Annotated in this window: 10 protein-coding genes; 5 read left to right on the plus strand and 5 right to left on the minus strand. The window is 41.5% G+C overall.

What is annotated here, in order from left to right:
- Window positions 1-12: 12 nt before the first annotated feature.
- Complete coding sequence (ruvB, locus tag P2W73_RS16220; protein WP_276503126.1) at window positions 13-1,047, minus strand: Holliday junction branch migration DNA helicase RuvB; 1,035 nt, start codon at window positions 1,045-1,047, stop codon at window positions 13-15.
- 52 nt (window positions 1,048-1,099) lie between these two features.
- Here ruvB and P2W73_RS16225 point away from each other — a divergent pair, with 52 nt between their 5' ends.
- On the plus strand, window positions 1,100-1,441 hold the full coding sequence (locus P2W73_RS16225; protein ID WP_276503127.1) for a hypothetical protein: 342 nt from the start codon (window positions 1,100-1,102) through the stop codon (window positions 1,439-1,441).
- 12 nt (window positions 1,442-1,453) lie between these two features.
- Here the strand turns inward: P2W73_RS16225 and P2W73_RS16230 are convergent, their stop codons facing one another.
- Entirely contained in the window at window positions 1,454-2,185 is a 732-nt protein-coding gene (locus tag P2W73_RS16230) for a peptidoglycan DD-metalloendopeptidase family protein (RefSeq protein WP_276503128.1), read from the minus strand.
- A 162-nt stretch (window positions 2,186-2,347) separates the two neighbouring features.
- Here P2W73_RS16230 and P2W73_RS16235 point away from each other — a divergent pair, with 162 nt between their 5' ends.
- Window positions 2,348-3,388, plus strand: a complete 1,041-nt coding sequence (locus P2W73_RS16235) for a hypothetical protein (protein WP_276503129.1) — start codon at window positions 2,348-2,350, stop codon at window positions 3,386-3,388.
- Window positions 3,389-3,511: 123 nt separating this feature from the next.
- On the opposite strand, the gene P2W73_RS16240 is transcribed toward P2W73_RS16235, so the two are convergent.
- Both P2W73_RS16240 and P2W73_RS16245 read right to left on the minus strand, forming a co-directional pair.
- Window positions 3,512-3,988: a hypothetical protein gene (locus tag P2W73_RS16240; protein ID WP_276503130.1), complete on the minus strand. Its 477-nt coding sequence runs from the start codon at window positions 3,986-3,988 to the stop codon at window positions 3,512-3,514.
- 86 nt (window positions 3,989-4,074) lie between these two features.
- On the minus strand, window positions 4,075-7,041 hold the full coding sequence (locus tag P2W73_RS16245) for a leucine--tRNA ligase (RefSeq protein ID WP_276503131.1): 2,967 nt from the start codon (window positions 7,039-7,041) through the stop codon (window positions 4,075-4,077).
- Between the two features lie 288 nt (window positions 7,042-7,329).
- On the opposite strand from P2W73_RS16245, the gene P2W73_RS16250 reads away from it, so the two are divergent.
- The 3 genes from P2W73_RS16250 to P2W73_RS16260 all read left to right on the plus strand — a co-directional run bounded on the left by P2W73_RS16250 (window position 7,330) and on the right by P2W73_RS16260 (window position 9,534).
- Entirely contained in the window at window positions 7,330-8,202 is an 873-nt protein-coding gene (locus tag P2W73_RS16250; protein ID WP_276503132.1) for a cell division protein FtsX, read from the plus strand.
- Between the two features lie 159 nt (window positions 8,203-8,361).
- Entirely contained in the window at window positions 8,362-8,601 is a 240-nt protein-coding gene (locus P2W73_RS16255; RefSeq protein ID WP_276503133.1) for a DUF3098 domain-containing protein, read from the plus strand.
- Window positions 8,602-8,709: 108 nt separating this feature from the next.
- Window positions 8,710-9,534 carry an undecaprenyl-diphosphate phosphatase gene (locus tag P2W73_RS16260; RefSeq protein WP_276503134.1) on the plus strand — a complete coding sequence of 275 codons (825 nt, stop codon included), beginning with the start codon at window positions 8,710-8,712 and terminating at the stop codon, window positions 9,532-9,534.
- Between the two features lie 300 nt (window positions 9,535-9,834).
- On the opposite strand, the gene P2W73_RS16265 is transcribed toward P2W73_RS16260, so the two are convergent.
- Window positions 9,835-10,164 (minus strand): hypothetical protein, encoded by a 330-nt coding sequence (locus tag P2W73_RS16265; RefSeq protein ID WP_276503135.1) that lies wholly within the window; start codon window positions 10,162-10,164, stop codon window positions 9,835-9,837.
- Window positions 10,165-10,175: the final 11 nt, after the last annotated feature.

The raw sequence follows: 10,175 nt of genomic DNA on the forward strand, positions 1-10,175 counted from the left end.
GTTTTACTTAGCCTAAGAAAATAAGGTGCCGGCAGTGTTCATACCGGGGTTGATCTTGCCAAGGTGCTGGTAGGCTTTTGCCGTTACCTCCCGGCCCCGTGGAGTACGTTGCATAAAACCCTCCTGTATCAGGAAAGGTTCATACACTTCTTCCAGTGTTCCAGCCTCCTCACCCACGGCGGTTGCTATCGTGGTGATACCAACAGGCCCGCCTTTAAATTTTTCGATAATGGCAAGCAGGATACGATTGTCCATATCATCTAGTCCATATTCATCGACATTCAACGATTTTAATGCATGTTGGGTGATGCCGAGATCAATATCTCCATCATTCAGCACCTGGGCAAAATCCCGTACCCGGCGAAGAAGGCCGTTAGCAATACGGGGTGTGCCGCGACTCCTGCGACCGATTTCTGCTACTGCATCGTTGGAAATGGTAGTTCCCAGGATTGCGGCTGACCTGTGAATGATCTTATTTAATGTTTCAGCAGAATAATATTCGAGTCGTGATTTAATAGCAAACCTGGATAACAAGGGAGCCGTTAATAATCCGCTTCTTGTGGTAGCACCGATCAGGGTAAATGGATTCAAATTTATTTGTATGCTCCGTGCATTGGGGCCACTGTCGATCATAATATCAAGCCGAAAATCTTCCATGGCTGCATACAAATATTCTTCGACTACAGTACTGAGCCGGTGAATCTCATCAATAAATAGAACATCATTCGGCTCCAGGTTAGTAAGTAGTCCCGCCAGGTCGCCGGGCTTTTCAATAACTGGTCCCGAGGTTTCTTTGATATTTACTCCCAGCTCATTGGCGACAATACGTGATAAAGTCGTTTTTCCCAAGCCAGGAGGACCATGAAACAATACATGATCTAAGGCCTCGCCTCTTATTTTCGCCGCCTTGATAAATATTTGCAGGTTTTCGATAAGTTGTGGCTGTCCTGAAAACTCACTGATATGTGCAGGCCGGATATTGTTTTCGAACTCCCGGTCGGCGGCACTTAAATTTTCTTTATCCTTACTCAGGTTGGGGTTTGCCATGCGGTAAAATTAACCCCTATCCCCTAAAGGGGAATTAAAAAAATAAAATACTTTGGCTGCTTTGACACGCAACTTTGTTTCTGAAGGATTGCTATTTTTGAAAATGAACTTTGAACAATTCAGGGAAAGTCTTTCACAAGTTTCCCCTCCTGCGGAACTATCAGTCTATCTTCGATCGCTTTGGTATGAAGGGAAGGGAGACTGGGAACAATCCCACAACATCATCCAGGATATTGAAGATAAAAATGCTGCCTGGATTCATGCTTACCTGCATCGCAAAGAAGGTGATATTTGGAATGCCGACTACTGGTATTCTAAAGCAGGAAAAAAAAGACCGGCCCTTTCCTTAGAACAGGAATGGGAAAATATTGCCAGTACTCTTATTGGACAATAACACATTTTTTATTCATAGATACTTGTTCATCTGTAAAATCAAATCCGGATCAGGACAATTACTCAACCATTTTTCTTTTTCTGAAAACTTGCAAACACCGGGATAGTCGCCTTCCCAACCTTGCAAATCAGCAATGATTTGAAAATGTAAATGTGGTGGCCATTGGCCATTCTCATGTGGCAAGCCAAATTCAGCAAATATTTCCCCCTGTTTAATCAGCTCACCTTCCCGTAAGTTTTTAATGGAATTTAAACTTAGATGTCCGTACAAGGTATAAAATGTAACACCCTTCAACTGGTGCGTTAAGATTATCGTAGTACCATAATCACCAAAGGAGTCATTGAAAGCAAAACTATGAACGATACCATTGCAAGGAGCCATCACGGCGGTATGAGGTTTGCCCCAAATATCTATTCCCAAATGCAGTCGACGGGGTTCATCCGCATTCGTTTTCACATTTTGCGTTTTTGTAATCTCGGATGAATCAAACAATTTACTTCGGCTATAAACCGTACGATGCTCAGCATATCCACCAATACCATATCTCGCATTAGCGGCCTGAAGTTTTTGATTGATCCATTGTGTAAACAGTCGGGTATCCTGTAAAACAGTTTCCGTCAGCTCAGTATTAGCTGCAGTAAAATTCAATGCCAGCAACTTGTCCCTTCCGGCGGAAAAAGGCACTACCGCTGAAAAATCCGTAGCATTTTCCTGTAGTAAAATAAATAAGGGATTTGCCTGCATAAAATACGTGTAAAGATAAAATCTTACCTATGAAAGACACGTCTATAACAAAAAAGCTTCTTAATATTCCGTGAACTATTTACAGTTTGGCAAAAATGTTGGCTATTTTCAAAATAATATTTTCTAAAACAAGTTTCTATTCTTTCACCAAACCGTACCACCTTGGAAAAACTAAAGTTCATCATCAGCTTGTTTCTTTTTTTTAGTAGTGGAACTATTGCCATTAAAGCCCAAATGATAACCGGTGTATGGACAGGAAAAATCAACCGGCAAAAAGTAGAAGTAAAAATTGTTCAGAAAGGTGGCAGTTTAACGGGAACTACTTACTATTATGAATCACCAAATAATTACCGGCGATATAGTATCAAAGGATATTTTGATCCCGGCACAAATGAAGCAGTGTGGTGGGATGATCAGTTGATTGAAGAAAACGGCCGCGGATCTTCAGGAGGTAAAACACCTCTTTTATCAAGAGCAGATTTCAATTGCCCTGGTTATGGTCGTATGATGTTGGGTGGAAAGGCTTCCAAAGTGGATAATGAAAATGAACGGGCCGGTGAAGTGAACCTTGATAAAACCGACTGGTCCAACTTTTCTGATGAATGGGATTTTGTGCTGGAAAATTTTACGGTGGGAGCGAATGACCCCGAGATCATTGATAGTGTTGACCTGATAGCAACAGCAAAAAAAACAATTGAAGATCAGCCTGTGAAACCTTTCAGGGAAGAAGAGTCCGTTATCTCAATACCTGAACCAACACCGACGCAAATTGAGTTTCCCAAGCCGGAATCTACAATTACAGTTATGCCGGTTGAGCCAATCAAACCATCAGGCATCGAACAAAAATATACTGCCCGCAAAAAGGTCTTTGCTACTGAAATTCCTGTTAGCGGTGACTCTGTAGAACTTCATTTCTATGACAACGCACAAATTGATGGAGACTCTATTTCCCTTTTCCTGAATGATAAACTAATTTTTGAACATATCCGGCTAACCGACAAAGCTTATTCAATTAAGCTGGCAGTCACGGAACTGAATTCCTCCAATGAACTCATTATGGTTGCAGAAAACCTTGGCTCTATTCCTCCTAACACATCATATATGGTGGCGAATGTTGGTGATAAAAGATATGAGGCGAGACTTGAAAGCACAGAAGGAAGCAGTGCCCTGATACGATTGGTGAAACCAACGGATGAGCGATAAGATTCATTGATCCGGCAGCAAGTTAAATGGCACTGGTCACCGATGATAACAAGTGACCCAATTGAACTTGTTAATAAATTCATGGGATCTTTGGTAAACCTTAGTTTTTATGGTTCACCAAAATTATACCTGTGCACACACCCGGGTCGCCAGGAGTTCTTTCACATTTATATTAACTGATTGAATTAATCTTTCTTCCAGCATAGCAGCAAATGCTTCGAAATAAAGGATCACATCTTCCCGCACATTTTTCCTTAGCCAGCGAAAACCACCGGGTAAATGTTCCAATACTTCCCGGTCTGTCAGGCATTCGATATGACGGATATCCACCGGCGTTAAACCAGCTTGCTCCAGTTTTGAGATTACCAGGCTAACCGGGGAATTGGTAACACCGCAATATTCCTCTGCCAATTCAGTCCATTCGCCAACCCCTGTATGAGCATAACGAAGAATTTCTCCTTCACTGAGTGGCGTGATCACCTGCAAAAGATTACCGCAATTGCAAGCGCCATGATGGCCCCAACTGTAATTAGCACCATTATGAAGACGGCGTGCCGTTTCTCTTAATGCTTCAATCAGTTCCAATGAAGGTTTTGCCATAGATCAAAGTTCAGACAAAAAACAAAACTGGAATCCTTTTCATTTGCACACCTGCCTGTCGGCAGACAAGTTTGCTCATTTGCACATTATACTACTACATTAACCATCTTTCCTTTGACAAAAATGATTTTTTTAGGCGGTTTGCCATCCAGCCATTTTTGTATCACTTCATTATTCAAAACAATCTGTTCGATCTCCGGTTGCGCTGCATCTAATGAAATATTCATCGTTGTACGCAATTTACCATTTACCGAGATTGGATATTCTTTACTGCTTTCGATCAAATATTTCGGGTCGTATACAGGATATTGTGCATCCAATATTGTTCCACTATTTCCAAGCTGCGACCATAATTCCTCAGCAATATGCGGTGCATAAGGCGTAAGCAGTATCAGCAATTTTTCCAGTATTTCTTTTTTGTGACATTTCAGATCCGTCAATTCATTGACAGCTATCATAAAACCACTGACACCGGTATTGAAGCTAAAGCGTTCGGTTACTTCTTCAATTTGTTTGATGGTTTTGTGCAGCACTTTCAACTCAGCCTCTGTTGCTTTTTCTTCATTCCAAACTTTCCCTTTCAACTCATCGTAAAACAGGCGCCAGAGTTTTTTCAGAAAGCGGTGAACACCTTCGATGCCCTTGGTATCCCAGGGTTTACTCATTTCTACAGGACCCAGGAACATTTCATACATGCGGAATGTATCGGCACCGTATTTATTAACCAGATCATCTGGGTTGACTGTATTGTAAAGACGTTTGCTCATTTTTTCTGTGAGGCTATCACAGATATACTTATCATCTTCTAAAACAAATTCCGCATTCTTATACTCTTCCCGCCATCCTTTAAAAGCTTCAATATCTAGCTCCACACCATTTACAATATTTACATCGACGTGTAGTTCAGAAAAAGAAACCTCTTTTACTCTTTGCAAGTCAATTCGGCGATCGCCAAATATTCTACTATAAACGACTTCAATGATTTGTTTTAACTCCAGTCCATCAATCTCTCTTTCCAGTTTTCTAAAAACTCCGAGTGAAACGAATCTTGTAGCTATAATTCCATCATCATTAGAGATAAACTGAACTCTTTTTACAAACCTGCTGCTCCCCTGGATCATGCCCTGGTTCACCAATTTTTTATATGGCTCATCATGGCCGATATAACCGAGGTCATACAAAGCTTTTGTCCACATACGGCTGTATAATAAATGCCCTACTGCATGTTCGGTACCTCCAATGTATAGATCCACCTGTCCCCAGTAATCGGATACTTTGCGGTCGCAAAATGTTTTATCATTTTGCGGATCCATATAACGCAGAAAATACCAGCTGCTGCCGGCATAGCCCGGCATAGTATTCGTCTCCAATTCCCTTGCCACCCATTCCGGGATATTCGCCAAGGGACCTTCGCCTTCCGGTCCGGGCTTATAACTTTCTACATGCGGCAATTCCAATGGCAGCTCTTTTTCATCCAGCGGATAAGCTGTTCCATTTTTCCATTGTATCGGAAATGGCTCACCCCAGTATCGTTGGCGGCTAAAGGCCGCATCCCGCATTTTATAGTTTGTTTTGCGGATACCAATACCGAGCTCTTCAATTTTTTTAATCACCACTTCAATCGCATCACGCATCAGCATGCCATTGATAAAACCTGAATTTTCCAGGATGGCATCCTTCGTAGGATTGGCTTCTTCACCATTGTAGTGCGAACCAATAATATTGGTGATCGGTATATTAAAATGTTTGGCAAACTTATGGTCCCTTTCATCGCCACAGGGCACCGCCATGATGGCGCCGGTTCCATAGCCTGCCAATACGTATTCGCTGATCCAGATGGGAATTTCTCTTCCGTTGAAAGGATTGATGGCATAAGCTCCGGTGAAAACACCCGTGATCTTTTTTTCCGCCATTCTTTCTCTCTCGCTGCGGCTTTTTACATAAGTTATATAATCTTCAACTGCTATTTTATGTTCTTCTGTAGTTATTTGTTCAACCAATTCATGTTCCGGTGCGATGACCATGAAGTCAACACCGAAGATGGTGTCGGGCCTCGTAGTATAAACTCTAAGCGCTTCATCCATTTCTGTTGTTACTGTGGATACAGTCACTTCAGAAAGCGACGAGTCTTTTTGAATAGTTTCGCCGGTTGTTGTTACAGGTTCGCCAATTTGGATTCTAAAATCCATCTCCGCACCGCTGCTCTTCCCTATCCAGTTACTTTGCATCTCCCTCATCGCCTCACTGAAATCAATCCGGTTCAATCCTTCCAGCAAGCGATCAGCATATTCGGTGATCCGCAAATACCATTGACGCAATTTCTTTTTTACCACAGGATGGCCGCCACGTTCACTCACTCCATTGATCACTTCGTCGTTGGCAAGCACAGTTCCTAATGCTTCACACCAGTTCACTTCGCCATAGCCGCAATAAGCAAGACGGTATTGCATCAATACATCCTGTTTCATTTTTTCATCAAACCGTTTCCAGTCATGCGAATTAAATGATGTGAACATGAATTGAGAGTTTGGCATTGGGTGTGAGCGGTTCCCCTCTTTCTCAAATGCTTTAATCAATTCTTCAATTCTTTCTGCTTTATTTGTTTTCCTGTTATAAAATGAATGAAATAATTGAAGAAATATCCACTGCGTCCATTTATAATACTGCGGATCACTGGTCCTTACCTCGCGGTCCCAATCAAAACAAAAGCCGATATTATCAAGCTGCTTGCGAAAATTGATAATGTTCGCATGGGTTGATACCGCAGGATGTATGCCATGGTCGATGGCATATTGCTCCGCAGGCAGTCCAAATGCATCATAACCCATCGGGTGTAATACATTAAAACCTTTCAGCCTTTTATAACGTGCATAAATATCACTGGCGATATAACCCAATGGATGACCAACATGCAAGCCGGCGCCGCTTGGATAAGGAAACATATCCAACACATAATATTTGGGTTTTGTGGACTCGTTGGAAACCTTATAAACTTTTGACTCCACCCATTTCTCCTGCCATTCTTTTTCAATTTTTCTAAAATCGTATTCCATAGCTATGCTTGATTCAATTTAATTCCGCAATGTATAATGCAGATTTTGCCGGAAACAACGGCGGTGATCCTTTGGTTACGTCCGGATTGCGCTACTGCCAACTCAACAAATCTTTAACAAATAACTTTTTATATACGGCAATATCAACCTGTTACAATCGTTTAATTGGGCAGCAAAAATACTGATTGTACCCTGAATCCGTTAATTTTGCCTGCCCCGGTTACATTTGATCGAAACAATAAATGAAAGCGGGGCGGCAACCCATTCATTTCTAAAAAATTCGATACTATGGCTCAAACTGGAAAAGGCTACGGCAAACGTGGCAAACCCTCCTATTTTATGTCTATCCTCGGGGTCACACTGGTATTATTTCTCCTGGGGATTATCGGCTGGCTGGTGATCAATGCGAACAAATTGGGCAATTATTTTAAAGAAAATGTGGAAGTGGGCGCCTATCTCCGCGGTGACCTGAACCCAAAAGACAGTGCCGCACTTATGGAATATATTTCAGCAAAGCCTTATGTAAGATCTATGGAGTTTGTGACCAAGGAGGCTGCAAAAAAGAAATATCTTGGCGATGGTAATGAAGACTGGGATAAGGTGCTTGAGGAAAACCCTCTACCCAACAGCATCAACTTTAAGGTAAAACAGGAGTACATGAATAGTGACTCGCTGGCTGCGATACAAACTGACCTGCAACAACAGACCTATATCAGTGAAGTAAGATACCCGAAAGCATTGGTTGACAATCTTAACAAGAATATTCAGCGCATCAGCGTTATTTTATTGGCTGTTGCCATTCTTCTTGCCCTGGTAGTGATCATCCTGATCGATAATACTATCAGGCTGGCCATGTTCAGCAATCGTTTCCTGATCAAGACTATGCAAATGGTAGGGGCGACCCGATGGTTTATTGCCAAGCCTATGAATATCAGGGCTATTATCAATGGCGCCTTAAGCGGGATTATTGCGATAACTGCCGTGGTTTTGGTGATTTTTGGAGCGGAAAGAATTTTGCCTGAAATGAAAGCTATTCATGACAATACCACACTGGCCTTACTTTTTGCCGGCCTTATTGTATTAGGCATTTGCATCACTCTTTTCAGCACCCACCGCAGTGTGTTGAAATACCTGAGAATGAAATTGGATGATCTGTATTAAACTAAGAGATAAAAAGAGAGAAGAAAAAAAAGTTAGTCGAAAGGTTCCTGCTGATACGGAAAGTCACTTTTTCGGGTCCGTGTCTTTTCTTTTACCTCTTTTCCTCTTTTAAACTCTTAGCCCATTTATCCCTATATTGCGACACCAAATCGATAAAAAATGGCTGAAAACAAGACTACACCCTCTATTTTTTCAAAAGACAACTATATCTGGATGGGCATTGGCGCCCTGGTAATCACCATTGGGATGTTCCTGATGTCAGGTGGCAGCAGCAGCGACCCAACTGTCTTTAACAAAGATGAAGTGTATAGTACAACAAGGATTACCATAGCGCCTATCCTGATTTTGGCCGGGCTTGTTATCGAGATCTATGCTATTTTCAAAAAACCCAAAGCATAATAAAAAAATAATCGGACTGACCGATTTGAAAATTTGAAAGTTCATCAAGTTTTTAAATCGGTTTTTTATTTTTAATTCGATCTCCTATTCAAATTTTCAACCAAGTCAATGAGCATTTTTGAAGCTATCATTATCGCTGTTGTGGAAGGGTTGACGGAATTTCTGCCGATTTCTTCTACGGGCCACATGATCATTGCCAGCACTTTTTTAAGCATTCACAAGGAGGAGTTTACGAAACTATTTGAAGTGGCAATACAACTCGGGGCAATATTGGCTGTGGTTGTATTATACTGGAAAAAATTCTTTGATTTTAGCCGCTGGCAGTTTTATATCAAACTGATCATCGGGGTAGTACCTGCTTTGGTGTTGGGTTATATTTTTTCAGACCAGATAGATATCATGCTCGAAAGCCCGATGATAGTTGCTATCACGATGTTGGCCGGAGGTCTTATTTTACTTTTTATAGACAAAGCATTCAACAAGCCCGCCATTGAATCAGATGATAAAATTACCTACGGCAAAGCTTTTATCACAGGCATCTGGCAAACCGTTGCTATGATCCCGGGAGTAAGCCGCAGTGCGGCTTCCATCATCGGTGGTATGCAGCAAAAATTCACCCGCAACCTTGCTGCTGAGTTTTCTTTTTTCCTGGCTGTGCCTACCATGCTTGCCGCCACGGCCTATTCATTATTCATAAAAAAATGGGAGCAGACGGGTGTTGTAAAAAAAGGCTACGAAATCATAATCGCTTCAAAAGAAAACAGCACGGCATTTATAGTAGGAAATATCGTGGCCTTTGTAGTAGCCATTTTAGCGATCCGTTTTTTTATTACCTACCTGAAAGTTTATGGCTTTAAAGTATTTGGCTGGTACCGGATCATTGCCGGGATTATTTTGCTGATACTCCTGTTTACCGGTTTTATAGAAAGATAAACTGCTGAATCCTCATTCGTAGAAATGACTCAACGGGTATTCCTGGAAAATCTATAGATACAATAATTGCGGTGAATGTTTTTTTAATTACGCAACCTCAAAGTATTATAGTCCGGTAAATAGCGCCATCCAGGCTTATTCCTGTAATTCTTATTTCCCGGACATTTTCCTCTATTAAATAAAAAGCATCAATGGAAAAGGCCCGAGGCGTTCCTCAGGATTGCCCCGGGCCTTTATCTAAGAGCTGCTATCTTTATAAAACTCATTTATCTGCGAAAGAAACTCCAAAGCTCAGTTTAATTACAACGGCTTCTTTGGAGCTCTCATAACCTGTTGTGAAGGTTTTAAATTAGCTGGTGCCTGGTTTGCTGCTGACGGTGCGGAAGTTGAAGCTGTGCCTGCGCCGGTATTTATATTCTGATCCGCTGGTCTCGGCGCCTGGCTTTCAACCGGGGTTGATTGCCGGATTTTATTGATATAATTATACCGTGCAGCTCTTTTTTCATTTACTTTTTTCATCTCTTCTTCAAATGTTATATCGCTTGCCTTTTTTTGCTGCGCATTGACAGCTATGGTACCGGCAAGGATTATTGTAGTAAGAAGAAAATATATTTTGATTTGCTTTTTCATAAAGAATGATT

It is taken from the genome of Terrimonas pollutisoli, from assembly GCF_029360765.1.
Classification (GTDB): Bacteria; Bacteroidota; Bacteroidia; order Chitinophagales; family Chitinophagaceae; genus Terrimonas_B; species Terrimonas_B pollutisoli.